Below are 26,834 nucleotides of genomic sequence, written 5' to 3'. Positions count from 1 at the left end.
ATGTCTATTATTACAAGTTCTAAAGGTTCGTCCTGAAGGATTTTCCAACCCGTCTCCCCGTCATGGCTGACTGTTACCGAATGCCCGAATTCTTTTAATCCCCGTTCGATGAAAGAGGCGATATTAATTTCATCTTCAACCAATAGTATCTTTGCCATAATTCAGATTGTTTATGTGCAAAGATACTTTTTTCCTGGCATCCGGAGAAAGAAATCCGCCCTACATTTAAGTGTTTCTCCTTTTTGAGTTGTACTATATACAAACAATAGATATGCTATGAAAATAAATTATGTCATTGGAGCTTTTCTGTGTGTGCTGGGATGTTACGGGTGTAGCAGTCCGAAAACGGAAGTGAAATCGCCGGACGGTCATATCAAAATGGCTTTAACAGTAGATGACAACGGTAAACCGTTGTATAACATTTTAGTAGGTGACTCATTGTTGATTGAAAATTCGACATTGGGATTTACAGAGAAAAACGGTATCGACCTGGGCGGAGGATTTCAGATAAAAAACACGACTTTCGACAGTAAAGATGAAACATGGACGCAACCATGGGGTGAAAATAAAACCAATAGAAATCATTATAATGAGATGGCGGTAAATCTGGTCAATAAAGATCAGGTGGAGTTAACTCTCCGTTTCCGTGTGTTTGATGATGGGGCAGGGTTCCGTTATGAATATAATGTGCCCGCAGCAGATTCCCTATTGATTACGGATGAACTGACAACTTTCTGTTTTCGCCAAGACGGTACATCATGGTCCATTCCTGCCAGTGCCGAAACTTATGAATTGCTTTATGCGCAACGTCCCATTTCCGAGGTGGAGACAGCCAATACTCCTTTCACTTTTAAAACTGCCGATGGTGTCTACGGAAGTATTCATGAAGCGGCATTGTACGATTTTTCGGAAATGACTTTGAAGCAGGCAGGAAACTATACGTTGAAAGCTGAACTTGCTCCATGGCCTGATGGTGTGAAAGTGCGTAAAGGTAATCATTTCACTACTTCCTGGCGTACTATTCAGATCGTTCCGGATGCCGTTAGTCTGATTAATTCGGCTATGATTTTAAATCTGAATGAACCAAGTAAAATAGAAACGACCGATTGGATTCGTCCGATGAAATATGTAGGTGTATGGTGGGGGATGCATCTCGGCGTAGAAACCTGGAAGATGGATGAACGTCATGGAGCCACTACCGTCAATGCCAAGAAATACATTGATTTTGCCGCTGCCAATCAGATTGAAGGCGTTTTGTTTGAAGGTTGGAATGAAGGCTGGGAAAGCTGGGGTGGTATGCAAAACTTTGACTTTACGAAACCGTATGCTGACTTTGATATTGATGAAGTGGTTCGTTATGCAAAGGAGAAAGGAGTTGAAGTTATTGGCCATCACGAGACCGGAGGGAATATTCCCAACTATGAGCGCCAGATGGATTATGCCATGCAATGGTACACAGATCATGGTATCCATGTCCTGAAGACAGGATATGCGGGAGCTTTCCCGAATGGTTATCTTCATCACAGCCAATATGGAGTCAATCACTATCAGAAAGTAGTGGAAACAGCCGCCCGTCACAAAATGACACTGGATGCGCACGAACCCATTAAAGATACCGGTATCCGTCGTACATGGCCTAATATGATGACACGTGAAGGAGTGAGAGGGATGGAATGGAATGCATGGAGCGAAGGAAATCCTCCGTCTCATCATGTCATGTTGCCGTTCACCCGTATGTTGTCCGGTCCGCTGGATTATACACCGGGTACGTTTGATATTTTGTTTCTGAACACTAAGGATTCTCCCCGTCGCCAGAAATGGAACGATCAGGATAAAGGAAACAGCCGTGTGAATACAACATTGGCGAAACAGCTTGCTAACTGGGTGATTTTGTATTCTCCCTTGCAAATGGCATCTGATATGATTGAAAATTATGAAGGGCATCCGGCTTTCCAGTTCTTCCGCGACTTCGATTCGGATTGTGACGAATCGAAAGCATTGGCAGGAGAACCGGGGGAATTCGTAGCCATCGTGCGTAAAGCAAAAGGCAACTATTTCTTGGGAGCAGCAACGAACGAGAAACCCCGTACACTGGAAATAAAACTGGATTTCCTGGAACCGGGCAAACAGTATAAAGCTGTCATCTATGCGGATGGAGAGAATGCGGATTGGAAATCAAATCCTACGGATTATCGGATAACGGAACAAACGGTTACTTCTGAAAATACGTTGAACATCCGAATGGCTGCCGGAGGCGGACAGGCTATTTCATTTATGGCACTTAATTAATAGATTATATTTAAACGCAGATTAACGCGGATTATCGCAGATTAATTTATCTTTTAAAATCTGCGATAATCCGCGTTAATCTGCGTTTAAATATTTGTTTATCCCTTTGCTTCCTGATACATAAAGCGCTTGATTGACTTTTTCGCAGTCTTTTCAAATTCTTCAAAATGGATTTTAATCTTGCTTATTTGAGAATAGTTAGGAAGCTGTTGATTCAATTCGATACGGTTTTGCTCCATTACTTTCTGAATATCCGTCTGCTGCAATCCATGAGCGAAAGCATCGTCGAAATCCGGGTAGATCAGGGCTACCAGTTTTTCGTGCTGTAAGACGATCAGTGACTCCGAAACATACGGCATGTTGTTCAGCTTGCTTTCAATTTCTTCGGGATAGATATTCTGTCCGCTAGAGGTGAGAAGCAGGTTCTTACTACGTCCGCGGACTGTCACATAACCCTCTTCGTCCAACGTACCGAGGTCACCGGTATGCAGCCAACCGTTAGCATCAATAATTTGTGCCGTAGCTTCCGGATTTTTATAATACCCCAGCATCATATTCATTCCTCTGCATACGATTTCTCCGGCATGTGTTTTCGGGTCCGGTGAGTCGATGCGGACTTCCATCCGGCTGGTTGCCTTTCCGCAGGAAGCAAGTTTCAGTGTTTCCCAACGGCTGGAACAAATAATCGGACCACATTCCGTCATACCGTAAGCAATGGTGTAGGGGAACCCTATCTTTTTAAGGAAAGCCTCTACTTCCGCATTGAAAGGAGCACCTCCGATAATAATCTCGTCAAAGTTTCCACCGAAGATTTCCATGGCAGCCTGTCGTGCCAGCGATTTGATTTTATCGTTCACAATAGGCACTTTCAGCAATAACTTGCCGATTTTGCTGTCTACTTTAGGAAGAATATCTTTCTTGATAATCTTTTCCACAATCAAGGGTACACAAGAAATCACTTTGGGCTTGATTTCGGAGAAAGATTGGGAAATGATTTTCGGAGACGGCATACGCGTCAGGAAATAGATGTGTGCACCTGCAGAGAATCCGTAAAGGAAATCATATACCATACCGAACACGTGTCCCATAGGCAACATGGAAACGATATGGTCTCCCGGTTTAACGGGAAGCATTTCGAAGCAATAAGCCACGTTCGACCAAAGACTGCGATAGGGGAGCATCACTCCTTTAGAGTAACCCGTGGTACCGGAAGTATAGTTGATGATAGCCAGTTCTTCCGGTCGATCTTTCCGGTAACAAATATGTTCCGGTCGAAAGTTCTTGGGATACTGTTGGCCGTAAATAGCGTTCCGATGTTCAAAAGCGTAAGTCAGTTTTTCGTTCCGGGACACTAATGCCGAGAAATCAGCCAGCGAAGCGATGCCCTCTAACAAAGGCATGGCATCTTCATTCAGGTTCTCCCATGCCTGGTCGCCGACGAAAAGTAATTTGGCTTCGGAATGGTTGACGATATTATGAATATTATCTGCCTTGAATTCATGCAAAATGGGAACAATAACAGCTCCGTAAGTGATAGTCGCCAGGAAAGTAACCGCCCAGTGAGCACTGTTACGTCCGCAAACGGCTATTTTATCTCCCGGCTGGATGCCGGCACTTTCCAAGACGATGTGAAATTTAGCGATTTTACGCGCTACATCCTTATATTGGAGGGTAATTCCTTTATAGTCAGTTAAAGCATCTTTGTCCCAGTTTTTGATGATGCTTTGCTCAATATAATCAATGAACTGATGTTCTTGTTCCATTCGATTTTTGCACATTTAGTTTAAAACTGCGCAAAATTAATACTTCGTAGATGTAAACCGAATTTTAAATTCAAGTTTTACGGTTAATTAACGGAGGGGGAGTGAACAATTTTACCAGCCGGATAAAGGTCTTTCGTGTTTCTTCCTTAGAACTAGTTCATTGGCCTATATAAAACATTTCGTCTCCACGCATGAAGATGAAACGAATGTCTTGCAAAGGCAAGAGGTTCCATGCGTGGAGACGGATCAGTTATAGTGTACTGAATAACTCTTTTCTGATATTATTCTGAATCAGTATCTTCTTCTTTGGATTTTTCGGAAATAAGTAACAGTTTATCTCCTTCATGCAGTTTCAGCGTTCCGTTGGGAATCAGGAACTCATCTCCGCGCTTCACAATCATTACCAGCGTGCCTTTCGGGAGATTCATATCTTTCAAAGTATCTGCTTCTTCCAGCATACTTTTAGTGATAGTCATGTCACTAAGGTCAGAGTCAATTTCTTCCGGAAGTTCCACTCCGAAGTCGTTACCGGTTTTTTCCAGAGGTTTGGAAAGATTCAAAATCCGGGCGACGAAAGAAATGGTTGTTCCCTGTACGACCAATGAGACAATGGTAATAAAGAATACAATGTTGAAAATGAGGTTCGAACCTTCTACGCCCGCCACTACCGGATAGGTAGCAAAGATGATAGGAACTGCACCGCGTAATCCTACCCAGGATACGAAAATACGTGATTTCATCGTGATTTTCCGGAATGGAAGCAGACAAAGGAACACGCTTAACGGGCGCCCGATAATAATCATGAAAATACCAATCAACAATGCCACGGCAGCTACTTCCAACATCTCGTGCGGATTGACAAGCAATCCCAGGCAAAGGAACATGATGATTTGAAACAACCAGGTCAGTCCGTCCATAAAGGTGTAGATGTCTTTACGATGCATGATTTTATTGTTTCCTACCATGATACCGGCGATGTATACGGCAAGGTATCCGTTACCTTTCAGTAAGTCGGTGATGGAAAACGTGAAAAATACAAACGCAAGTAATAAGATGGGATACAAGGCCTGATTATCAATATTGAGCTTATTCAACATGCGGATGGCAAGTTTTCCCAGTACATATCCGGCAGCTGCACCGACGATAAACTGGACGATGAAAGATCCCACAATGGCTCCGGCTCCCATACCTGCCGACTGGATGAACTGTATCAAGACAATGGTCAGCATATAGGCCATCGGGTCATTACTTCCGCTCTCCAGTTCCAGCATGGGACGAAGGTTGTGTTTCAAGTTCATCTTTTGTGAACGGAGAATGGCGAACACCGAAGCCGAGTCCGTAGACGACATGGTGGAGGCCAAAAGCAGGGAAGTAGTGATAGGTAAATAAATATTTGACCAGCTCATACCTGATATCCACCAGATAAAGAGTCCGGTGAAAAGAGCTGTAAGTAGTACTCCGACAGTGGAAAGCACGATACCGGGACCTAGAATAGGTTTGATTTCTCTGAATTTCGTATCCATACCTCCCGAAAAAAGGATAATACTAAGGGCCACCATACCGATAAATTGGGCGTCTTTCGCGTCGTGGAACTGCAGGCCGAGGCCGTCACTTCCAAACAACATTCCTACTACGAGGAACAATAATAAGGTAGGTACTCCAAAGCGGTATCCGGTTTTTCCAACAACGATGCTGACGAAAAGTAAGATAGAACCGATAAGTAGGGTGTTTTCTGCTGTAAATATCATAGGCAATATATTATAAAGTTATAAAATTGTCGTATTAATTCTCACCGTGCGAAGTTACACATTATTAACAACAAATAAAAACTCTTTTTGGATGTATTTTTGTGAAAAAAGGGAGTTAAATTGTCTAAAAAGACTAATTTTGCAAAGAATAATCTACATTATACTTATGGATTCAAATAATCTTACACCTTTGAGGAAAGGGGTGGTGGGGGTACAATTCTTGTTTGTAGCTTTCGGTGCTACGGTACTCGTGCCGTTATTGGTGGGGCTTGACCCTTCTACAGCTCTGTTTACAGCAGGTATTGGTACGCTTATCTTTCATGCGGTTACGCGTGGAAAGGTTCCTGTCTTTCTGGGGAGTAGTTTCGCGTTTATTGCGCCTATCATTAAAGCGACAGAACTTTATGGGTTGCCCGGCACCTTATCCGGCATGGTTGGAGTAGCATTAGTTTACTTTGTGATGAGTGCGCTTGTCAAATGGCAGGGAGTGAGGGTGATTGAACGGCTGTTTCCTCCTGTTGTCATAGGACCTGTCATCATTCTGATAGGTTTGTCACTGGCGGGAACAGGAGTGAATATGGCAAAAGAGAACTGGGTACTGGCACTGCTTTCGTTGATTACCGCAGTCGTTGTTTCAATGAAAGCCAAAGGGCTTTTGAAACTGATTCCTATCTTCTGTGGAATTGTAGTAGGGTATCTGGCAGCATGGCTTTTCTACGATTTGGATTTGTCCGGTGTCAGGGATGCTGCCTGGATTGGATTGCCGCAGTTTGTCTTTCCTAAATTCTCATGGGAACCTGTGTTGTTTATGATTCCGGTAGCCATTGCTCCGGTGATAGAACATATTGGTGATATTTATGTCGTTAATACGGTCACCGGAAAAGATTTCGTGAAAGATCCGGGGTTGCACCGTACTTTATTGGGGGATGGCCTGGCGTGTTTCTGTGCCGGATTGTTGGGTGGTCCTCCTGTAACAACTTATTCGGAAGTGACCGGAGCCATGTCTCTGACAAAGATAACCAATCCGCAAGTGATAAGAATAGCTGCCATTTCCGCTATCTTATTTTCTGTTATCGGTAAAATCAGTGCATTACTAAGATCCATTCCAAGTGCGGTACTGGGCGGCATCATGTTATTGCTTTTCGGAACGATTGCTTGCGCGGGAATTGGTAATCTTGTGAATAATTGCATTGATTTGAGCCGTACCAGAAATATAATCATCGTGTCTTTGACACTGACTGTCGGCATTGGTGGTGCTGCTTTTAATTGGGGAGATTTTTCATTGTCCGGCATTGGACTGGCAGCTTTGGTGGGAGTGTTTCTCAATTTAATATTGCCTAGAGAGGATTGATATTCTGTAAATCAAGCGGGAATCTCCAAATCCCCGCTTGATTGATTGTTATTTAGGATAGGAACTTCACAATATCTTCATCTACTGTACTGATACCTCCGATTCCGAATTGTTCGATCAATACGTTCTTTACGTTCGGTGAAAGGAAAGCGGGGAGAGTAGGACCCAGATGAATATGTTTCACTCCCAAAGCCAATAATGCCAATAAAACAATGACCGCCTTTTGTTCGTACCAAGCGATGTTGTATACGATAGGCAACTGATTCACATCATCCAATCCGAAGATCTCTTTCAGTTTTAAAGCGATGACGGCCAGTGAGTAACTGTCGTTACATTGTCCTGCATCCAACACTCTCGGAATGCCGTTGATATCACCTAAAGCCAGTTTATTATATCTGTACTTGGCACAACCGGCAGTAAGAATCACGGTGTCACCAGGTAATTTTTGAGCAAATTCCGTATAGTATTCACGGCTCTTCATACGTCCGTCGCATCCTGCCATTACAAAGAATTTACGGATAGCTCCACTCTTCACGGCGTCCACCACTTTATCTGCTAGGGCTGTCACCTGTGCATGCGCGAATCCTCCGATAATCGTTCCGTTTTCAATGGCTACCGGTGGTTGACATTGCTTAGCATGAGCAATCAGTGCAGAAAAATCTTTCGGTTTTCCGTCTTTGCGTTCGGGGATGTAATGTGCCCCTTCCAAGCCGCAGGCTCCTGTGATGTAAATACGATCCTTGTAGCCGGCATTTGCACGTGGCGGAACGATACAGTTACTTGTGAACAAGATAGGACCGTTGAAACTTTCAAATTCCTCTTTCTGCTTCCACCAGGCATTTCCGTAGTTTCCTGCCAGATGCTTGTACTTCTTTAGTTGAGGATAATAATGTGCAGGCAACATTTCGCTGTGAGTATATACATCTACTCCTGTACCCTCTGTTTGTTCCAATAACTCTTCCAGGTCTTTCAAATCATGTCCGCTGATTAATATACCCGGATTATTGCGTACACCGAGACTCACTTGTGAGATTTCCGGATTTCCGTAGCTGCTGGTATTCGCTTTATCCAGCTGTGCCATTGCCGATACTCCATGCTTTCCTGTTTCCAACGTCAGCTGAACCAGTTCTTCCACTGTAATATCATTGCGGGTCAGTTCGGATAAGGCATGTTGCATGAAAGCAAATATTTCCGGTGACTCGTAGCCCAGATTATGCGCATGCTCTACGTAGGCAGCCATTCCTTTCAGGCCATAGTGTACAAGTTCTTTCAGTGAGCGGATATCCTCGTTGGGAGTGCGAAGCACGCCGACAGTTTTTGATTTCTCTTCAAACTCATCTTCGCTTCCATTCCAAAGACATTCGTCGGGAGCATTTTCGATCTTTACCTTGTTGGCAAGTTCATTTTTCAGTTTCAGTCCTTCTTTGATTTTTTCAGTGATAGCCACTTTATCAAAATTGGCGTTGGTGATGGTAATGAACAAAGCATCATAGATAAATTTGTCTGCTTGTTCGGAAGGGTGTCCATCTTTACGCAGATGCTCGTTGTAGACTGCAATTCCACGTACTACGAAGAGTAGTAAGTCTTGCAGGTTAGCCACTTCAGATGTTTTACCGCATACACCTTTCAAGGTACAACCGGTACCCATTGCGGTTTCTTGACATTGATAACAGAACATACTCATAACTTTTACGGTTTTAATTAGTCCAATATTTTATTTATTGAACGCAAAAGTAGAGGAAAGGTTTCAGGTGATTCTGTAACCAATGTTACAACAATGAATATTTTTTATCTCAAATACTCACAATTAGATAAATGACCCTTAAACCGGAGCATTATTGGATGAGCCGGACCAGTTCTTCTTTCTGTAAAATAGTGATATGTTTACGATCCGCTATCAATAGTCCGTCTTCCTGCATGTGTGCCAGTTCGCGGGCGAGGGAAGGGCGGGACACTCCGAAGTAATCACTCAACTCCTGTTGCGAACGGTCGAGGGTGATATGCGCCTGTTGCTGTTGTTTGTACAGGCGGAGCAGGTAAGAGGCTAGTTTCTGACGAATGGTCTTGAATGACATGAAGAAAAGCTTATCCGATAAAGTCCGTGCATAATTGGCGGAGAGATTCATATAGTTTTCCAAAAACTGCTCGTTCTTGCGGAACAAACTCAAAACACTTGGTTTAGGAAGCTCGATCACCTCTGTCGGTTCATTGGCAGTCACCTCCACCGGATAGCGGTTCTGCTCACCAAACAGGAACAGAGGGGCAATCGCTCTGGGAGCAGTTATATCCTCTACCTTGATAAGACGTCCCGAATAGTCAATCATTTCCCCACGTACACTTCCTTTGGTCAGGATGACAAGACGGTTGCACACATCTCCCTGTCGCGCCAGGATTTCCCCTTTCTTATAAGAACGTGTATGAAAACTGATCTCTTCCAGATCGGCAAGAAGTCTTTCCGGAGTGATTCCCCGGAATAGCGGATTATTGACTAGTGTAGGTATCATATATCAATCGTTATTTGAATTTTAAAATAAACGTTGTCTCTTTTTCCCGTAGTAATGTAAGGCTTCCTCCCGAAAGGCGCATGATTTGGCGGGAGATACTAAGTCCGATTCCGCTACCACCTTCTTTGGTGGTGAAGAAAGGAATGAAGATATGCTCTGCTATTTCCGACGGGATTTCGGGACCATTGTTCTTTATCTCAATCCATATTTCTTCCATGTCATTGCAGGACGCCTTCAACTCAATTCTCCCATCCGGCTGATTGCCGATTGCCTGAATTGCGTTCTTTAAAAGATTGATAACTACCTGTGAAATAAGATTCTCATCTGCATATACGATTAAGTCCGCAGGAGTAATCTCTGTGTGGAAACGGATATGTTCGCATGGATGCTGATGACAGGCAAGTTCAACCATTCTTTCTATGAACGCTTTCACATAGAACAAGGAGGGTTCCGGTGTCGGTATGCGTGTGAATTGCCGGTATGATTCTACAAAGGCAAGCAACCCTTTTCCGGTCGTACTGATTGTCTGCAATCCGTGATTCACCTCTTCGTCTTTATCCGCTGATATTGAAAGAAGCGTATCGCAGAGGGAAGTGATGGGAGTCACAGAGTTCATGATCTCATGTGTCAGCACCCGTGTCAGCCGGATCCATGAATCTATTTCTTTTTCATCCAGTTCGGTATTGATATCATTCAGGGCAAGAATGCGCAGATGCTCTTTGCGTACATTGATTTCCGACACACGGATGGATAAGTTAATCGTTCCCCGTTCATTGTGAAATATGACTTGTAGTTTGTCACCCGGACGACAGTTCTCTATTTTCTCCATAAGCTGCGCATCCACCTGACTCAATTGGCGGATATGTGTAAACACATTCAGCCCTAAAATACGGAGTGCTTCTTTGTTCTTCTGATAAACGGCTCCATTGTCATTGAGCACTACTAATCCTGTACTGACAAAGTCGAGAATCAGTTCGTAGTATTTCTCTTGCTGGGCTGTTTCAGCTTTCACGCTATATAAGATATGTCCCACGCGGTTGAGCGCCCGGTTTATTTCTTTGCTTTCGGGAGTACCGTTTTCTTCAGTAAAATGAAATGTATTATCATTATTCTCGAGCGCATCAATCATAAAAAGCACTTGTTTGGTGTGGAGGCGATAAAGGCGGATTTGCCAAAGTATGCTAAGAACCAATAAACAAAGACTGACTCCTAACCAACCGTATGATTGATGTATACCGAACCACACGGACGATATACAGAAAAGTACCGTCAGCAAGACTCTGAACCAATATTGAACGCCTACTTGTTGAAGCTGCACTGTCATAATCCGAACTTTTTCATCTTGTTATAAAGAGTCTGCCTGGTTATGCCCAGTTGGGCGGCTACTGCTGATAAGTTTCCTGCGCAAGCGTCGAGCGCTTTCCGTATCATCTGCATTTCCATTTCTTCCAGCGTAGAAATGCTTTTCTCCTGACTCTCCGTGCGCGGAATTGATAATTGGAACAATTCGGCAGGAACGAGCGGACTGTCATTGATGATAACGGCCTTTTCAATCACGTGTTCCAGTTCACGGATATTACCATACCAAAGGTGTGCTTTCAATTTATCTTTAGCGTCGGGAGTGAACTTCATCAATGCCTTGTCATATTGCTTGCAAAAGCGTACCATGAACCTTTCGGCCAATGGAATAATATCTTCTTTCCGTTCCCGTAAAGGAGGAATCTCTACATGAATGGTATTGATGCGATAGAGCAAATCTTCTCGGAATTCACCTTTCACTACCATCTCTTGCAGATTCCGGTTGGTTGCGCATATCAGTCGGATATGAATGGGAATCGGCGTGTTGCTTCCCACTCTCACAATGCTTCGTCGTTGGATGGCCGTCAGTAGCTTTGCTTGCAGGTGATAAGGCAGGTTGCCTATTTCATCGAGAAACAGCGTACTGTTATCGGCAGCCTCAAATTTGCCGGTCCGGTCGGTGTGTGCGTCGGTGAAAGAACCTTTAACGTGTCCGAAAAGCTCACTTTCAAATAAAGACTCTGTGATAGTCCCCATATCCACTGCAATCATTTCTTTGTATTTGCGGTTGGAAAGGACATGAATCTCTCGTGCCAGCATTTCTTTCCCTGTTCCGTTTTCGCCCGTTATCAGGATATTGGCGTCAGTGATGGCTACCTTTTCAATTAGTGCGCGGAGTTGTTGCATCACTTTGCTTTCTCCCCAATACATAGGTGAGTGGGTGGTTTCTTCTTTGCCGTCCGTTTTCTTGTCGTTGTGCGTAGAAGCTGCTGCGGTTTGCAGGGTTTCCACCAGTTTTTGGTTATCCCAAGGCTTGACGATAAAGTCGGTTGCTCCTTCTTTAATTCCCCGGATAGCCAGTTCGATGTCGGCATAAGCCGTAAAAAGTACGACCGGAAGTTCCGGACGTACTTTCTTTATTTCATGCAACCAGAATAAACCCTCATTGCCGGTGTTGATGCCTGATGTGAAATTCATATCCAGCAGAATTACTTCCGGGGCTTCTTCCCTGATGACACTGGACAGGGTGACAGGAGAGGAGAGTGTGACAACCTTGGAAAAATAATTTTTCAAAAGGATTTGTATGGCTGTCAATACTCCTTTATTATCGTCTACAATGATGATTGTTCCTGATTTACTCATTTTCGTTCAAGTTTGTAAAGCGCAAACTTACGAAAAAGTAAGTTATAATTCATAATTCATAAATCATAAATTCTTTTATAACCACTGGAACTTCAATCCGAATGATAAACTAAGATAATCACGGGGACGGAGATAGCTATTGTTTACTGCACTGATAACATACAGGTCGCACGTACTTATTTCATAGAAAAAAGTCACCGACTTGGCTAAAAATCTACGTTGCGGATCGATATCGTATGTCAACCGTTGTCCCATGAAAACATGAAAACGTACTTTGCTGGAGAAACCATAGTAACCTTTCGGATAACGTTCCGGCTCATTCACCCAAAACTGGTCGCCAAACACGGTATTCACATAAAGCCCGCAGGTAAGAGGTTCCGTAGAGAAGCCCTTTCCGATATTAATGCTCCAGGGCATATAGTTCTGCTTGAGCGTCATGGTTACTTTGGCCTTCTTTGACGAATATTTCGGTATAAATCCGAGCAATATATCCGTTTCCCACTGATTACGTTTCCCGTAATCCCATCCCGTACCGAAAGAAAGCAATCCCATGTTTCCGGCATACTGTATTTTGGAGTGCGTCGGGATAATCCGTTCCCAGTGACTGCGGAAACGGTGAATCCGGTTATCGTAACGACTGTGTTTCACCTGCTTCGGTGCAACCGGCAATACAGAGTCCGCTCTGATGATCGTAAATATAGAATCTCCTGTGCGAAAAGTGATAATTGAATCATCTTTGATAATGAAACGGAGTGAATCATCCTTGTACGAGTTGATGATTGTATCTGCTTTACAAGTAGCTGAAATCAGACCGGGAAGTAACAGAAGTACGGATAATACTCCTGCGCGCAAGATATAGTTAGTATTTAACCAGTTCATATTCATATTTTTCCGGGGTTATTGTAAATACCAGATAAGTACGGTAATCCATACAATCACTGGTAACATAATGTATTCCATCATCAAAGATCACATCGTCCTGATAATGGTGGGTGTGAGCAGCTGTGCAAACTTGTATTCCCGGGTATTGTCTGATATAATGTTGAAATACTTTAGCCACATTATCGTTGAATACATCCGTGTAAGGGCGTGCGTGCATACTAATGACAGTCTTTTCAAACTCGTCCAGCCTGCTCGTAATCTCTTGTTCCATAAAGGTAAAGTTCGGCACAGGTTCAGAGTAGTCATACTCCAGCGCATTGGTGTTCAGGCAGACAAATTTCACATTACCTGCGATGAAAGAAAAGTTGGTGGGACCGAATACCGCTTTGTATGTTTCTGCTCCCGTCCCCAAACAATCATGGTTTCCGATAAGGGCTACATAAGGCACGTTAAGTCCGTTCATGATATCCCTTTGCCAGAGAAACTCTTTGGTTAGTCCGAAGTCACTCATATCCCCTCCGTGAATAACGAAGTCAATATCATTCCGTTTATTAATCTCTTTCACGAAATCTTCCGTTTCATCGTACCATCGTTGTGAGTCGCCCATAGTCACAAAGCGTATGGTCGTTTTACCTTGGCAGTTTGCCTCTATTCTTTCGATATTATGTGCGTTGACCTCTGTTTCGCCGCTGATACGGACGTCGTATGGATGGTAATCTATCATGCCGCATCCGGAAAGTAAAAAGCACGATAAGAATACATATACACTCTTTCTCATCATAATTATTTTGTTTATAGTCTAGAAAACTAAATGCAAAGATAAAGTTTTCTATTTGGATGGACAATCGGCTAACAGGCAAATAGGACTCTTTGAACAATAAATGGGAGATATGGAACAGTATCGATTTGTCTAATAATTAGACGGTCCTGTCTAATTATTAGACAATGCTTGGGAAACTAGGAAAAGATAAATGATTGAAAATGAATAGCTATTCTTGTTTGGCATACTTTCTGCATGACTAGAAACGTCAATAGTAAAACAGGAAATAAATCTATATAGAACAACATCATAAATAAACAAGATGATACAGATTGAAAATATTAGTAAAGTATTCCGTACTACCGAAGTGGAGACGGTCGCATTAAATCATGTAAACCTTGAAGTAAAAGAAGGAGAATTTGTTGCTATCATGGGACCGTCTGGCTGTGGGAAATCCACCTTATTAAACATCCTCGGCCTATTAGATAACCCCACTGAAGGCTCTTACCTGCTGATGGGAGAAGAAGTAGCCGGCCTGAAAGAAAAGGAACGTACCCGTGTCCGTAAAGGCAAACTGGGCTTTGTATTCCAGAGCTTCAACCTTATGGATGAATTGAACGTCTACGAGAATGTGGAACTTCCGCTTACTTATTTAGGTCTTAAATCTTCCGAACGTCGCCGAATGGTAGAAGACATTCTAAAAAGAATGAATATCAACCACCGTGCTAAACATTTTCCTCAACAGCTTTCCGGCGGACAGCAACAACGGGTGGCGATAGCCCGCGCGGTTGTTACCAATCCTCAACTCATCCTTGCCGATGAGCCTACGGGTAACCTTGACTCAAAAAACGGAGCGGAAGTGATGAATCTGTTGACGGAACTGAATAGAGAGGGGACAACCATTATCATGGTGACCCACTCACAGCACGATGCCAGTTTTGCACATCGTACCGTACATTTATTCGATGGAAGTATTGTAGCAAGTGTAAAGGCATAAACAGAGAACCAACCATGAGACAAATCTATTATACTATACGTACCTTATTGCGTGAACGCGGATCGAATATCATACGAATCATTTCCCTTTCTTTAGGGCTTACTATCGGTATTTTGCTTTTTTCGCAGATAGCCTTCGAACTAAGCTATGAGAAATGCTATCCGGAGGCGGAACGCCTGGCACTCGTACGTTGTCAGATGACTAATCTTAGTACAGGCGAAACCGCAGGTGATGATGGAGAGATCGGTTATGATTATACTGTTTTCGATGTGGTGGCACCTACTTTGGCAGAAGAAATGCCGAAGGAAATAGAAGTAGCCAGTAGTGTCCTTTCGATGGGAAGTGCCAATATTTATTATGAAGATAAACTGTTGCCCGATGCAGATTACATCTTTGCGGATACTTGTTTCTTTCAGACTTTCGGCATACCGGTGTTGGAAGGCAATCCCAAAGATATGATTATGCCCGGAAGCGTTTTTGTTTCGGAGCATTTTGCCCGTGAGACGTTTGGAGATGAAAGCCCTGTTGGTAAAGTGCTTTCTGTTGAAAAACAAAACACACTGACCATACGTGGGATCTACAAAGATGTACCGGAAAACACGATGCTCACCCATGATTTCGTGATATCTGTTCATCAGAATGGAGGGTATCATGCAGGAGCCGGCTGGAGAGGAAATGATGTCTTTTATGCTTTCCTTCGTTTGCGCCATGCTTCGGACATTGACAAAGTGAATGCTGACATTCAGCGGGTGATCGGTAAATATACCGCATTAGAGTTTGATGGCTGGAAAATTGAATTTAGCGCCATTCCATTGGTGAAACGTCATCTGGCTTCTCCCGATGTACAAAAGCGTTTGGTCATTTACGGATTTTTGGGCTTTGCTATCTTCTTTGTGGCTATCATGAACTATATGCTGATATCCATTGCCACTTTGAGCCGTCGTGCAAAAGGAGTGGGAGTGCATAAGTGCAATGGAGCCAGTTCCACCCATATTTTCAGAATGTTTATGGCAGAGACGGGAATCCTTGTCATTCTTTCCGTATTGCTTAGTTTCTTACTGATAATCAATGCGCGTGGTCTGATTGAAGATTTACTTTCCGTCCATCTTTCCTCACTTTTCACTTGGGAAACGTTGTGGGTACCGTTGCTCACTATCCTTGTTCTCTTCATACTGGCAGGTGGCATACCGGGACGATTATTCTCCCGTATCCCTGTCACGCAGGTATTCCGCCGGTATACAGATGGGAAGAAAGGGTGGAAGCGTTCGTTGTTGTTTGTGCAGTTTACAGGAGTTTCTTTCGTCTTGGGATTGTTGCTGGTCACTCTGTTGCAGTACAGTCATCTGATGAGCCGTGATATGGGTATCGTCGTGCCCGGATTAGTTCAAGCGCAGACATGGTTGCCTAAAGAATCGGTAGAGCATATCAAAGACGATTTGAACCGCCAGCCGATGGTAGAAGGAGTGACCGTTGCCGTGAATGGGGTGTTGGGAGAGTACTGGACACGCGGACTGATGGGAAATGACGGTAAGCGGATTGCTACCCTAAATTACAATTCCTGCCATTACAACTATCCTGAAGTAATGGGTATTAAGATTATAGAAGGCACTACGCTGAAAAAGCAGAACGACTTATTGGTAAACGAAGAACTGGTACGTCTGATGAAATGGACCGACGGAGCAGTAGGTAAAACAGTGAATGACATTCAAGGAACGATTGTAGGCGTATTCCGTGACATTCGCAATAACAGCTTTTATGGGTCGCAATCTCCTATTGTCCTGATTGGAGATGAAAATGCCAACCACGCCTTTGATGTCCGCTTGAAAGAACCATATAATGAGAATCTGAAACGTCTGAATGAGTTTGTAGAAAACACCTATCCGAATATATCCTTGCGTTTTATCCTAGTAGATCAAATGGTGAAAAATATCTATAAAGACGTATACCGCTTCCGCAATTCCGTCTGGATCACTTCCGCCTTTATCCTGCTGATCGTTATCATGGGATTGATTGGCTATGTGAACGATGAAACCCAGCGCCGGAGCAAAGAGATAGCTATCCGGAAAGTGAATGGAGCCGAAGCATCTCATATCCTCGGATTACTGACACGTGACATTTTATACGTTTCAGTGATTTCTATCCTAGTAGGCACTACCGTTTCTTATTTTGCAGGACAGGCATGGCTCGACCAATTTGCCGAGCAGATTGATTTGAATCCATTGCTTTTTGCTGCTACGGCCTTGTTCGTCCAATTACTGATTGTAATCTGTGTTGTTCTGAAAGCATGGCATATCGCGAACGAGAATCCGGTCAATAGCATTAAGGCAGAATAAGCCGAATAGAATAAATGGCAGAATAGAGCATACACCGCCTTATTCTGCTACTACCGGATGCTGTTTGGAAACCTTCTTGATATAAATCATCAGACTGACAACGGCCGTAATAAACGCCAGCGCATCCGATACCGGCATACTGATCCAGATTCCTTCCAATCCCCACCAGTTAGGGAACAGTAATAAGCAAGGCAAAAGATAAAGCAACTGACGCGTCAGCGAAAGGAAAATACTGATTTTAGCCTTGCCGATACTTTGGAAGAAGTTACCGATTACAATCTGTGCCCCTACAAACGGGAACATCAACACAGTCAACCGGATACCGCCTACCGCCAAATCAATCAACTCATCGCTATCGGTGAAGAGAGCCGATACGGCATGAGGGAAAAACTCACAAATCACGAACCCGCTGCTCGTAATCACTACCCCGGAGATAATCCCCAGTCGCAGCGTTTGTTTCACCCGGTCTATCTTTTGTGCGCCGAAGTTGTAGCCCACGATTGGCTGCATCCCCATAGTCAGCCCCAACACAATCATTACATAAAGCGTCAGCAACCGATTGATGATACCATACGCGCCGATAGCCATATCGCCCCCATAGTTTTGCAGACTGTTATTGATGATAATCACGATGGCACACGCACACACATTCATCAGGAATGGAGACATACCGATGGCGAAGATACTTTCTACAATCCTCGGTTTCATTTTCCAGATATTCCCTTCAAAATGCACCGTACTGTCTTTCTTGGTGAAGTGGCTCACCACCCACACCATACCGATCAACTGCGAGATAACCGTTGCCGTAGCCGCACCCCTCATTCCCCATTCGAAGTGGAAGATAAAGATAGGAGCGAGGATGATGTTAGCCACCACCGTTACCATTGAAGTAAGCATAGCCTTTTTGGGGTATCCGGTAGCGCGCATCACGTTGTTCAGCCCGATCATTGTGTAAGTGATGGGAGTTCCCAGCAAAATCACCTGCATAAAGCTGCGTGCATACGGAAGGGTGTCGGCGCTGGCTCCGAAAAAAGTCAGTATATCATCCAGGAAGATAAAAGATAGAATACCGAAGAAAAGAGAATTTGTGATACAAAGCATCAGCGTATGTGACAAAATTTCCGTAGCCCCTTTCATATCCTTCTGTCCCAGACGGATAGAGGCGAGGGTAGACCCACCAGCCGAAACCAGTGTACAGAAAGCGACAACAAGATTCATCAGCGGGAAGCTGATAGCCAGTCCGGCAATAGCCATCGGTCCTACGCCATGTCCGATGAAGATACTATCAATGATGTTATAGATAGAAGTAATCGTCATTCCGATAATCGCAGGAATGGAATATTGTAACAGCAATTTGCCGATACGTTCTTTGCCTAAAATGTGCGGGTCGTTCTTGCTCATGCGCCAGTAGATTTTGTTGGATAAAAACGTATGTTACGTTTTTTTTAGCTTTGCAAAGGTACGAATTATTTGCCTGATTCGATGATTATTCGGAACTTTGCGGCGATAGATACACAAGGTTTAACGTTTTAGGTAAAAAGACAGTTTAATATGAATACAACGAAAACAATTGCAGCACTCTTCGACTTTGACGGTGTCATCATGGATACAGAAACGCAGTACACTGTTTTTTGGGACGAGCAAGGACGGAAATATCTGAATGAAGAAGATTTCGGACGCCGTATCAAGGGACAGACGCTATCGCAAATCTATGAAAAGCATTTCGCGGACAAACCCAAAGCACAGCTTGAAATAAGCGCTGAACTCAATGTTTACGAGAAAAAGATGTCCTACGAATACATCCCCGGAGTAGAAGCCTTCATAGCCGATCTTCGCCGGAACGGTGCAAAGATAGCCGTAGTTACCAGCTCCAACGAAGAGAAGATGGCAAACGTCTACAATGCCCATCCCGAATTTAAAGGAATGGTAGACCGCATCCTGACAGGAGAGATGTTTGCCCGTTCAAAACCCGCTCCCGACTGTTTCCTGTTGGGAATGGAAATCTTTGAAGCCACCCCCGAAAACTCCTACGTCTTTGAGGATTCTTTCCACGGCCTGCAAGCCGGCATGACTTCCGGGGCAACCGTGATCGGACTTGCCACCACCAACTCACGCGAAGCCATCACCGGAAAAGCCCATTATATAATAGACGACTTCACCGGCATGACATACGAAAAAATGCTCTCTCTCCATAAATAACGGCATTATTTTTAAATAGTTACCTCACTTATATTATATTAATAAATGAAATAAGAAAAATAACCGAGATAAATAAAAATAGTGAGACCCACCCATCCTTTCAAATGCCTTCCAACTATCCAAGCGAAGCATTTGAAAGGATTTTTTGCTTTTCTTTCCCAGTTATGAATTAAATGTTATAACTTTGCCGCAATTTTTGAAAGCGTCCAAATGCGCAGACATCAATGACATAAATCATAATTCATAAATCATAAATTAAAAAGACATGGCTGGTTATATATCAGATGACACAAGAAAGGTGACTACTCATCGCTTGGTTGAAATGAAACAGAGAGGCGAAAAAATATCTATGCTGACTGCGTATGATTACACAATGGCACAGATTGTAGACGGTGCGGGAATGGACGTAATCCTGGTAGGCGACTCCGCTTCTAACGTAATGGCAGGTAACGTGACTACATTACCTATCACGCTCGACCAAATGATTTATCATGCCAAATCCGTAGTACGTGGTGTAAAGCGTGCGATGGTGGTAGTTGATATGCCTTTCGGATCTTACCAGGGCAATGAGATGGAGGGACTTGCTTCCGCTATCCGCATCATGAAAGAAAGTCACGCTGACGCATTGAAGCTCGAAGGCGGTGAAGAAATCATTGACACGGTGAAACGTATCGTATGCGCCGGTATCCCTGTGATGGGACATTTGGGACTCATGCCTCAATCCATTAACAAATACGGAACCTATACCGTACGTGCCAAAGACGAAGCCGAAGCCGACAAACTGATTCGCGACGCCCATTTATTGGAAGAAGCAGGCTGTTTTGCCATTGTACTCGAAAAAATCCCCGCTACCCTTGCAGAGCGTGTAGCTTCCGAACTCACTATTCCTATCATCGGAATCGGTGCCGGCGGCCACGTAGACGGTCAGGTATTGGTTATTCAGGACATGCTTGGCATGAACAACGGATTCCGTCCGCGTTTCTTACGTCGTTATGCTGACTTGTACACGGTGATGACCGACGCCATCAGCCGTTACGTTTCCGACGTGAAGAATTGCTACTTCCCCAACGAGAAGGAACAATATTAAGATAGTATATGGCAGTTAAATTGTGGACAGTTCATTTTATGCGGATATGTGTAGCTAATTTGCTGTTGTTTATATCCTTGTATGTGTTATTTCCGGTACTTTCCGTAGAGATGGCCGACCGTCTCGGAGTGCCGGCCGCACAGACAGGAGTAATCTTTCTTTTTTTCACCTTGGGGATGTTCCTCATCGGTCCTTTCCATGCTTATCTGGTAGATGCCTACAAACGTAAATACGTATGCATGTTTGCCGCTGCCCTGATGGTAGTGGCGACGATTGGGTACGCCTTTGTGACGAACTTCACAGAACTAATCCTGTTGAGTACCGTGCAAGGACTGGCCTTTGGCATAGGCACTACTGCCGGTATCACCTTGGCTATCGACATCACCAACTCCACACTGCGGAGCGCGGGAAATGTCAGCTTCTCGTGGACGGCACGTTTGGGAATGCTCTTTGGAATTATCCTCGGAGTGTGGCTTTATCAAAGCCAATCATTCCAGAATCTGCTCACTGTATCTGTCATAACCGGAGCTGTAGGAATTCTCATGCTATCGGGGGTATATGTACCTTTCCGTGCGCCGATTGTCACTAAACTCTATTCCTTCGACCGCTTCTTATTGCTTCGTGGATGGGTTCCCGCTATCAACCTGATTCTGATAACATTTGTTCCAGGCTTACTGATTCCAATGGTACACCCTTTTCTAAACGATTTCGTACTCGGAAACATGGGAATCCCCGTACCATTCTTTATCGGCACAGCCCTCGGATACATTGCTTCCCTGTTCTTTGCGCGCTTGTTCTTCTTCAAAGAGAAAACGCTGCGCCTGGTCATTATAGGAATCGGGTTGGAAATGGTAGCCATGTCCTTATTGAACACAGACCTTTCGATAGGCATCTCTTCCGTACTCTTGGGATTGGGTTTAGGTTTAACCATGCCGGAATTCCTGATGATATTTGTGAAACTATCCCATCATTGCCAACGCGGAACAGCCAACACTACCCATTTATTGGCAAGCGAAGTCGGTATCTCTCTGGGTATCGCTACTGCGTGCTACATGGAATTGGATACAGACAAGATGCTCCATACCGGACAGATGGTAGCTTCCATCGCTTTGCTGTTCTTCGTATTGGTTACTTATCCTTATTATATAAAGAAGAAGGTAAGATAAAATAGACAGAAGAACAAAAGAACATATTTCAGGAGTGATGATTGTTTTTTGATTTTCATCATACGTATCCAAAAATATGTTCTTTTGTTCTTCTGTCTTAATCTTAATTCCTGCTCACCTGTTTTACTCCCTTCACCGTCCGTAATTTTTTGATAAGAGCCTCCAAACGCCCCGTATCACCCACCATTACTGTCAGTGTGCCAGAGAACAACCCATCGTTCGAATCAATACCGATAGAACGTAGCGTGATACCATTCTCTTTCGAGATGATCGAAGTAATATTTGTTACGATGCCAATATCATCATGTCCTACAACGCGCAGCGTGATCGGATATTGCGTACCTTCCGACTTGCCCGCCCAGCGAGCCTTCACAATCCGGTAGCCGAAACGTTCGCGCATCTGGTTCGCGTTCGGACAATCCGACCGGTGTATCTTGATACCGCCGCTCACCGTTACGAACCCGAACACATCATCGCCATAAATCGGGTTACAACATTTAGCCAGTTTAAACTCCAGTCCTTTCAGATTCTGGTCAATCACCAGTACATCCTCTTTAGATGTCGTTTCCTCCTGCGCGGTTTGCAAATTATACCCTTCGGCACTCCGATAAACAATTTCATCGTGTGTATCGCTGTCCCGTTTCTGCTGTTCGATGTATTTATCCAGAATCTCGTTCACATCCAGTCCGCCATCGGCAATCCGTTGATAAAATTCCGTCACGTTCTTGAATCCCAAACGCTTGATGAGGCGCATCATGGTCGCTTCATCATACTCCAGTTTGCGGTTCTTGAATTTCCGTTCCAGCGTCTCTTTGGCAAATGCATGTTGGCGTGCCACCATCTCTTTGAGTGCCTGGCGTATCTTGGTGCGTGCTTTGGAAGTCGTCACGATGTTCAGCCAGTCCTGTTTCGGAGTCTGGGTGTTTGAAGTCATGATCTCCACCTGGTCACCGCTGTTCAACTTCTGCTTCAACTGCACATTCTTGCCGTTCACTTTCGCGCCGATACACTTGCATCCCAACTTACTATGTATATGGAAAGCAAAATCGAGCACCGTAGCCCCTTTAGCCAGCTTGAACAAATCCCCTTTGGGCGTAAAGACAAACACTTCATCCTCGTAGAGATCCATCTTAAACTGATCCATCACCTTCATCGAGTCGTTGTCCGCGTTCTCCAATGCCTCCCGCACGGAAGTCAGCCACTCGTCCAAGCCCGTTTCTCCTTTGATACCTTTATATCTCCAGTGCGCAGCCAGTCCGCGTTCCGCGATCTCGTCCATCCGTCGGGTACGTATCTGCACTTCCACCCATTTCCCTTCCGGGCCCATCACGGTGATGTGCAACGACTCGTAACCATTACTCTTCGGTATTGAAAGCCAGTCGCGCAGACGCTTCGGGTTCGGCTGGTACATATCCGTCACAATCGAATACACCTGCCAGCACTCCTGCTTCTCCTTCGCCGGGTCCGGTTCCGAATCCAGTATGATACGGATGGCGAACAAGTCATAAATCCCCTCAAAAGGAGTCTTTTGCTTCTGAATCTTGTTCCATATCGAATGAATCGACTTCGTGCGTCCCTTGATGTCGAACTTCAGTCCCGCTTCCGCCACCTTCTTTTGGATCGGTTCGATAAAAGCGGCGATATACTTGTCGCGGGAAGCCTTTGTTTCGTTCAGCTTATCCTTGATGAAATAATATGTCTCTTTCTGCGTATATTTGAGAGACAAATCCTCCAGTTCCGATTTCAGTTTATACAATCCCAGCTTGTGCGCCAGCGGAGCATACAGGTAAGCAGCCTCGTTTGCTACCTTGAGCCGGTCCTCCTCGTTGCCCGTATCCTTTATTTTGCGCATCACGTTCACACGATCCGCAATCATAATCAGGATCACACGCATATCCTCCGCAAAAGAAAGCAGCAGATTACGGAAGTTTTCCGACTCGATAGCCGGACTCTTCGCATACAACTCGTTCGTTTTCACCAATCCCTTGATGATACTTGCCACGTCATCCCCATATTCGGCGTTCACCTCGTCGATAGACAATACATGCCCCTTCACGATTTCGTGCAACATGATACCGATCAGGCACGAACCTTTCATACCGATTTCCTCGGCAACGATCACTGCCGTTTGTAAATCTCTGATGACGGGATTCATCCCGAAGTTATTGCGTTGCAGACCGTTACACTGGGCCGCTTTGATAAGATGTCTCTTTAACTTTAGGCAATCCTTCCAGGAAATGCTATCTCCTGCAGATTGCAACAAATGCCGGTAGAGTGAAAAAAGCTCCTTTTTTTCCTCCGATGTAAAAAAGTCGTCCATATTCAATCTTGTTAATTCGATGTAAAATTAGTTTTTTTCCCGCACTTTCAAAAGGAAGTAACAATTATTTGTTATCAGTAACTTATAAATATGGTTTGGTTATCAATATGTCACATTTCAGCCCTAAAAGAACCAAAGTGAAGAACAATAAAAAAGAACCATTTTAAAGAACCGATTATGATAGGGCAGATTTTTTTCAATGAAGTTAGGGCTAGTTTTAATTTGAGGAAACCAAAAAGTGACAAACCAACGAATATTTATCTGGTATGCCGAATAAATAAAAAGCAGGTAAAGTTATCTACAGGAGTAAGGGTGTATCCCGACCAGTGGAACACAAAAAAGCAGGAAGCGTATGTAAGCCCACGGTTAACGGAATTGGATAATATGAATAACGCAATAGTAAACGATGAGATAAATAAACTCAAAGCAGATTTTATTGATTTTAAGCGTTATATTTGCGATAATCCAAATGAGATTGATAGTAGCTTATTTTTGCTAAAGAAATATATTTACAAAGACAGAATGATGAAACAACAAGAATTGCAGAAACCTATTCAATGGCTTCGTAGAGCTATTAGCCAAGATAAAACGATAAAATCAGATGGACAAAGGAATACATTGGCTATTTATTTGGGACATTTAAAGGTTTTTGAAGAATTTCTAAGAGCAACAGATAGAGATGATATAACGTTTACTGACATAAATTTGGCTCTAATCAAAGATTATGAGACTTATCTGTTTAATAGACAGGTAGGTAAGGGTAAGACTACTAAAACAAGTACTGTTGGTAATAAAGTAACTGCTTTAATTTCAATTATAAAGAGAGCAGAACCATACGGCTTAATAGACACTTCTGCAACAAAGTTGAATCAGTATAAGAAGCCCAAAAGTAGAGAAGGTGATGATAATGAAATATATTTGTCAGAAGAAGAAGTAAGCAGAATGTATGCTTTAGAACTCAAAGGCTTAGAAGAAAAGGCTAGAGATGTTTTTGTATTACAATGTTGGACAGGGCAGAGGTTCAGTGATATGCAATTGTTAAATAATGGTACTATTAAAGACTTTGATAATGGGAAGATATTGGAAATAGTGCAAAAGAAAAGAGCACATAAAGTTTCGATACCATTGTTTCCTATTGCTTTAGAGATACTGGAAAAGTATAATTATCAATTGCCAAAGGTACGTGAAAATACTATGTTGAGATACATAAAGGAAGCAGGACAAAAGGCAGGTATAATAGGCAAACATATTGTAACAGAAGATAGAGGTTCAAAAATAACTAATACTACTTATTGTAGATATGAATTGATAGGTACACATACAGGAAGACGTTCGTTCATTAGTAATATGCTGAAACGTGGCTATGATAGTCATATACTTATGAGAATAACAGGGCATACTACAGAAATGGCATTTAAGAAATATGCTAAAATAAGTTCAGAAGATGCAGCTAACTTGATGCTAGAAACAGAAGCTAGCAAAATTAATCAAGCTAATAAAATCAAACAATCCAATGACATTGTACCTTCTAGCAATGAGAATATAGCAGAAGCAATAAGTAAAGGAATTGAAGCTGGTTTGATACATGAAAATGATATAGCCTATGACTTGTTATTTAATAGTCAGGAAAGTAATATTGAATCTTACGGAATAGATAGAGATGTGGATATAAGCCAATTCGATTTAAATAAGAATGAACTAGACTTTCTTAATAGGTCAATGGATAATTTTGAAGTTGGAACACCATCTTTAAAGGTAAGGAAAATGCTGAATAAGTTACTGGAATTGGGAATAGTGGTACGGCTTAAATAAAAATATTTATATGAAAAAAGCCCACCTTGACTTATATCAAAGTGGACTTAAATTGCTTATAATCAGGTTTGTTAAGACGTTAGTTTGGCATCCTGTAGATTTCCATTCATCCATTTGCCATTCTTTCTGATAAAGATTCCTGCCAGATTGGTAGGTATCATAATAACGCCTTTGGTTGTTTTGTAGTAGTTGTAATTGGCAGTAGTGTAATTGCAATACGCTGTTTCAGAACGTAAATTCTTTACTTTGTCTGCATTATATATAAAGCATATATCTTCGCCAAAGAAGTTGACGTACCACGCTGCTTTACAATCGTGAGTATCCTTGACAGCCAGTAGGCTTTTAAGTTTTTCAGTTTCCATTAAATGAGTGGGATAATTAACGTACCGTATATCCCTGCATTTTATTTCGGCTACTATCTTATCTTCGTTGTGTATTAAATAGAAATCTACGGGATTATATCTGCCAGTAGATTCCTTGTATTTGGTTATATTTCCATCATCTAATAATGACTTGAATAAGTCCCTTCCTTTACGTTCCATTGCTAAAAAGTTATCCATTTGCTAGTAATTTGATTACTAGCCTGTTTCTATATTACATATTCATAAACATTAGCCATCGTGCATTTTCATTACAGGCTAATTAGGTTAATATATTTATTGTCTTGTATTGATAATCCTATCTGCTTCTTTCGTGATGTGTTGCTTAATCTCTTTTACTGTGAATCTTACTAAGTAAGTTGATAATAGTGCTGCTGCAATAAGTGTAATGTAAATCATAATCGTTTATTTAATTGAATGTTGTTTTGGTGTATCTTTACTTGAATACTATCTTTGGTCTGTAAATCTCATATCCTTTGACTGTTTTACTGTCAATCCACTTAGCGACAGGTTTACAATCAAACCATCTATCAAGGTCTGTAGCTTTAACTTTATCGGTAATACCTAGTATATCGTATGCTT

At 43.0% G+C, this 26,834-nt stretch carries 19 protein-coding genes and 1 pseudogene; 8 read left to right on the top strand and 12 right to left on the bottom strand.

The window, feature by feature from the left end:
* Nucleotides 1-158: pseudogene (locus ACT8YW_RS12995) on the bottom strand (response regulator transcription factor); the annotation flags it as partial.
* Nucleotides 159-276: 118 nt separating this feature from the next.
* On the opposite strand from ACT8YW_RS12995, the gene ACT8YW_RS12990 reads away from it, so the two are divergent.
* Nucleotides 277-2,289 (top strand): glycoside hydrolase family 97 protein, encoded by a 2,013-nt coding sequence (locus tag ACT8YW_RS12990; protein WP_444105408.1) that lies wholly within the window; start codon nt 277-279, stop codon nt 2,287-2,289.
* Between the two features lie 98 nt (nt 2,290-2,387).
* On the opposite strand, the gene ACT8YW_RS12985 is transcribed toward ACT8YW_RS12990, so the two are convergent.
* Nucleotides 2,388-4,052 (bottom strand): long-chain fatty acid--CoA ligase, encoded by a 1,665-nt coding sequence (locus ACT8YW_RS12985; RefSeq protein WP_004295728.1) that lies wholly within the window; start codon nt 4,050-4,052, stop codon nt 2,388-2,390.
* A 281-nt stretch (nt 4,053-4,333) separates the two neighbouring features.
* Nucleotides 4,334-5,800 (bottom strand): potassium/proton antiporter, encoded by a 1,467-nt coding sequence (locus ACT8YW_RS12980; protein WP_444105406.1) that lies wholly within the window; start codon nt 5,798-5,800, stop codon nt 4,334-4,336.
* A gap of 166 nt (nt 5,801-5,966) precedes the next feature.
* Here ACT8YW_RS12980 and ACT8YW_RS12975 point away from each other — a divergent pair, with 166 nt between their 5' ends.
* Nucleotides 5,967-7,151, top strand: a complete 1,185-nt coding sequence (locus tag ACT8YW_RS12975; protein WP_444105404.1) for a uracil-xanthine permease family protein — start codon at nt 5,967-5,969, stop codon at nt 7,149-7,151.
* A gap of 52 nt (nt 7,152-7,203) precedes the next feature.
* Here ACT8YW_RS12975 and hcp read toward each other — a convergent pair whose 3' ends face one another.
* The 6 genes from hcp to ACT8YW_RS12945 form a co-directional block, all read right to left on the bottom strand.
* Nucleotides 7,204-8,835 (bottom strand): hydroxylamine reductase, encoded by a 1,632-nt coding sequence (gene hcp, locus ACT8YW_RS12970; RefSeq protein WP_444105402.1) that lies wholly within the window; start codon nt 8,833-8,835, stop codon nt 7,204-7,206.
* Nucleotides 8,836-8,986: 151 nt separating this feature from the next.
* Nucleotides 8,987-9,655 (bottom strand): Crp/Fnr family transcriptional regulator, encoded by a 669-nt coding sequence (locus tag ACT8YW_RS12965; protein ID WP_217728486.1) that lies wholly within the window; start codon nt 9,653-9,655, stop codon nt 8,987-8,989.
* Between the two features lie 10 nt (nt 9,656-9,665).
* Nucleotides 9,666-10,979 carry a sensor histidine kinase gene (locus ACT8YW_RS12960; protein WP_444105400.1) on the bottom strand — a complete coding sequence of 438 codons (1,314 nt, stop codon included), beginning with the start codon at nt 10,977-10,979 and terminating at the stop codon, nt 9,666-9,668.
* Nucleotides 10,976-12,316: a sigma-54-dependent transcriptional regulator gene (locus ACT8YW_RS12955; protein WP_444105398.1), complete on the bottom strand. Its 1,341-nt coding sequence runs from the start codon at nt 12,314-12,316 to the stop codon at nt 10,976-10,978. The genes ACT8YW_RS12960 and ACT8YW_RS12955 overlap by 4 nt, the downstream gene beginning before the upstream one ends.
* Nucleotides 12,317-12,391: 75 nt before the next feature.
* Nucleotides 12,392-13,195: a hypothetical protein gene (locus ACT8YW_RS12950; protein WP_074705272.1), complete on the bottom strand. Its 804-nt coding sequence runs from the start codon at nt 13,193-13,195 to the stop codon at nt 12,392-12,394.
* On the bottom strand, nt 13,176-13,979 hold the full coding sequence (locus ACT8YW_RS12945) for a metallophosphoesterase family protein (RefSeq protein ID WP_121960519.1): 804 nt from the start codon (nt 13,977-13,979) through the stop codon (nt 13,176-13,178). Before ACT8YW_RS12945 ends, ACT8YW_RS12950 begins: the two co-directional genes overlap by 20 nt.
* Before the next feature lie 301 nt (nt 13,980-14,280).
* Here ACT8YW_RS12945 and ACT8YW_RS12940 point away from each other — a divergent pair, with 301 nt between their 5' ends.
* Both ACT8YW_RS12940 and ACT8YW_RS12935 read left to right on the top strand, forming a co-directional pair.
* The gene (locus tag ACT8YW_RS12940; RefSeq protein WP_087318724.1) at nt 14,281-14,955 is read left to right on the top strand and encodes an ABC transporter ATP-binding protein; all 675 of its coding nucleotides are present in this window, start codon (nt 14,281-14,283) and stop codon (nt 14,953-14,955) included.
* 14 nt (nt 14,956-14,969) lie between these two features.
* Nucleotides 14,970-17,288, top strand: coding sequence for an ABC transporter permease (locus ACT8YW_RS12935; protein ID WP_444105395.1), 2,319 nt, complete (start codon nt 14,970-14,972; stop codon nt 17,286-17,288).
* 39 nt (nt 17,289-17,327) lie between these two features.
* Here the strand turns inward: ACT8YW_RS12935 and ACT8YW_RS12930 are convergent, their stop codons facing one another.
* Nucleotides 17,328-18,689 (bottom strand): MATE family efflux transporter, encoded by a 1,362-nt coding sequence (locus ACT8YW_RS12930; RefSeq protein ID WP_009039523.1) that lies wholly within the window; start codon nt 18,687-18,689, stop codon nt 17,328-17,330.
* A gap of 150 nt (nt 18,690-18,839) precedes the next feature.
* Here ACT8YW_RS12930 and ACT8YW_RS12925 point away from each other — a divergent pair, with 150 nt between their 5' ends.
* The 3 genes from ACT8YW_RS12925 (at nt 18,840) to ACT8YW_RS12915 (ending at nt 21,740) form a co-directional block, all read left to right on the top strand.
* Nucleotides 18,840-19,487: an HAD family hydrolase gene (locus ACT8YW_RS12925; protein ID WP_444105392.1), complete on the top strand. Its 648-nt coding sequence runs from the start codon at nt 18,840-18,842 to the stop codon at nt 19,485-19,487.
* Between the two features lie 265 nt (nt 19,488-19,752).
* On the top strand, nt 19,753-20,574 hold the full coding sequence (gene panB, locus ACT8YW_RS12920; RefSeq protein ID WP_004316964.1) for a 3-methyl-2-oxobutanoate hydroxymethyltransferase: 822 nt from the start codon (nt 19,753-19,755) through the stop codon (nt 20,572-20,574).
* 8 nt (nt 20,575-20,582) lie between these two features.
* Complete coding sequence (locus ACT8YW_RS12915; protein ID WP_055234628.1) at nt 20,583-21,740, top strand: MFS transporter; 1,158 nt, start codon at nt 20,583-20,585, stop codon at nt 21,738-21,740.
* Nucleotides 21,741-21,843: 103 nt separating this feature from the next.
* On the opposite strand, the gene ACT8YW_RS12910 is transcribed toward ACT8YW_RS12915, so the two are convergent.
* Nucleotides 21,844-24,060, bottom strand: a complete 2,217-nt coding sequence (locus tag ACT8YW_RS12910; RefSeq protein WP_444105389.1) for a RelA/SpoT family protein — start codon at nt 24,058-24,060, stop codon at nt 21,844-21,846.
* Nucleotides 24,061-24,237: 177 nt separating this feature from the next.
* Here ACT8YW_RS12910 and ACT8YW_RS12905 point away from each other — a divergent pair, with 177 nt between their 5' ends.
* Nucleotides 24,238-25,872 (top strand): phage integrase SAM-like domain-containing protein, encoded by a 1,635-nt coding sequence (locus ACT8YW_RS12905; protein ID WP_444105388.1) that lies wholly within the window; start codon nt 24,238-24,240, stop codon nt 25,870-25,872.
* A 71-nt stretch (nt 25,873-25,943) separates the two neighbouring features.
* Here the strand turns inward: ACT8YW_RS12905 and ACT8YW_RS12900 are convergent, their stop codons facing one another.
* The gene (locus tag ACT8YW_RS12900; protein ID WP_444105386.1) at nt 25,944-26,432 is read right to left on the bottom strand and encodes a hypothetical protein; all 489 of its coding nucleotides are present in this window, start codon (nt 26,430-26,432) and stop codon (nt 25,944-25,946) included.
* Nucleotides 26,433-26,834 lie beyond the last annotated feature (402 nt).

This window comes from Bacteroides sp. (assembly GCF_052357945.1).
Lineage (GTDB): Bacteria > Bacteroidota > Bacteroidia > Bacteroidales > Bacteroidaceae > Bacteroides.
Note: the sequence above shows the minus strand (reverse complement) of the source record. Positions and strands in the feature narration are given on the sequence as shown.

Bases quoted from the DNA above. Each gene is read 5' to 3' on its own strand.
- ACT8YW_RS12990 (WP_444105408.1), top strand. From the start codon at position 277: ATGAAAATAAATTATGTCATTGGAGCTTTTCTGTGTGTGCTGGGATGT.
- ACT8YW_RS12985 (WP_004295728.1), bottom strand. From the start codon at position 4,052: ATGGAACAAGAACATCAGTTCATTGATTATATTGAGCAAAGCATCATC.
- ACT8YW_RS12980 (WP_444105406.1), bottom strand. From the start codon at position 5,800: ATGATATTTACAGCAGAAAACACCCTACTTATCGGTTCTATCTTACTT.
- ACT8YW_RS12975 (WP_444105404.1), top strand. From the start codon at position 5,967: ATGGATTCAAATAATCTTACACCTTTGAGGAAAGGGGTGGTGGGGGTA.
- hcp (WP_444105402.1), bottom strand. From the start codon at position 8,835: ATGAGTATGTTCTGTTATCAATGTCAAGAAACCGCAATGGGTACCGGT.
- ACT8YW_RS12965 (WP_217728486.1), bottom strand. From the start codon at position 9,655: ATGATACCTACACTAGTCAATAATCCGCTATTCCGGGGAATCACTCCG.
- ACT8YW_RS12960 (WP_444105400.1), bottom strand. From the start codon at position 10,979: ATGACAGTGCAGCTTCAACAAGTAGGCGTTCAATATTGGTTCAGAGTC.
- ACT8YW_RS12955 (WP_444105398.1), bottom strand. From the start codon at position 12,316: ATGAGTAAATCAGGAACAATCATCATTGTAGACGATAATAAAGGAGTA.
- ACT8YW_RS12950 (WP_074705272.1), bottom strand. From the start codon at position 13,195: ATGAACTGGTTAAATACTAACTATATCTTGCGCGCAGGAGTATTATCC.
- ACT8YW_RS12945 (WP_121960519.1), bottom strand. From the start codon at position 13,979: ATGATGAGAAAGAGTGTATATGTATTCTTATCGTGCTTTTTACTTTCC.
- ACT8YW_RS12940 (WP_087318724.1), top strand. From the start codon at position 14,281: ATGATACAGATTGAAAATATTAGTAAAGTATTCCGTACTACCGAAGTG.
- ACT8YW_RS12935 (WP_444105395.1), top strand. From the start codon at position 14,970: ATGAGACAAATCTATTATACTATACGTACCTTATTGCGTGAACGCGGA.
- ACT8YW_RS12930 (WP_009039523.1), bottom strand. From the start codon at position 18,689: ATGAGCAAGAACGACCCGCACATTTTAGGCAAAGAACGTATCGGCAAA.
- ACT8YW_RS12925 (WP_444105392.1), top strand. From the start codon at position 18,840: ATGAATACAACGAAAACAATTGCAGCACTCTTCGACTTTGACGGTGTC.
- panB (WP_004316964.1), top strand. From the start codon at position 19,753: ATGGCTGGTTATATATCAGATGACACAAGAAAGGTGACTACTCATCGC.
- ACT8YW_RS12915 (WP_055234628.1), top strand. From the start codon at position 20,583: ATGGCAGTTAAATTGTGGACAGTTCATTTTATGCGGATATGTGTAGCT.
- ACT8YW_RS12910 (WP_444105389.1), bottom strand. From the start codon at position 24,060: ATGGACGACTTTTTTACATCGGAGGAAAAAAAGGAGCTTTTTTCACTC.
- ACT8YW_RS12905 (WP_444105388.1), top strand. From the start codon at position 24,238: ATGATAGGGCAGATTTTTTTCAATGAAGTTAGGGCTAGTTTTAATTTG.
- ACT8YW_RS12900 (WP_444105386.1), bottom strand. From the start codon at position 26,432: ATGGATAACTTTTTAGCAATGGAACGTAAAGGAAGGGACTTATTCAAG.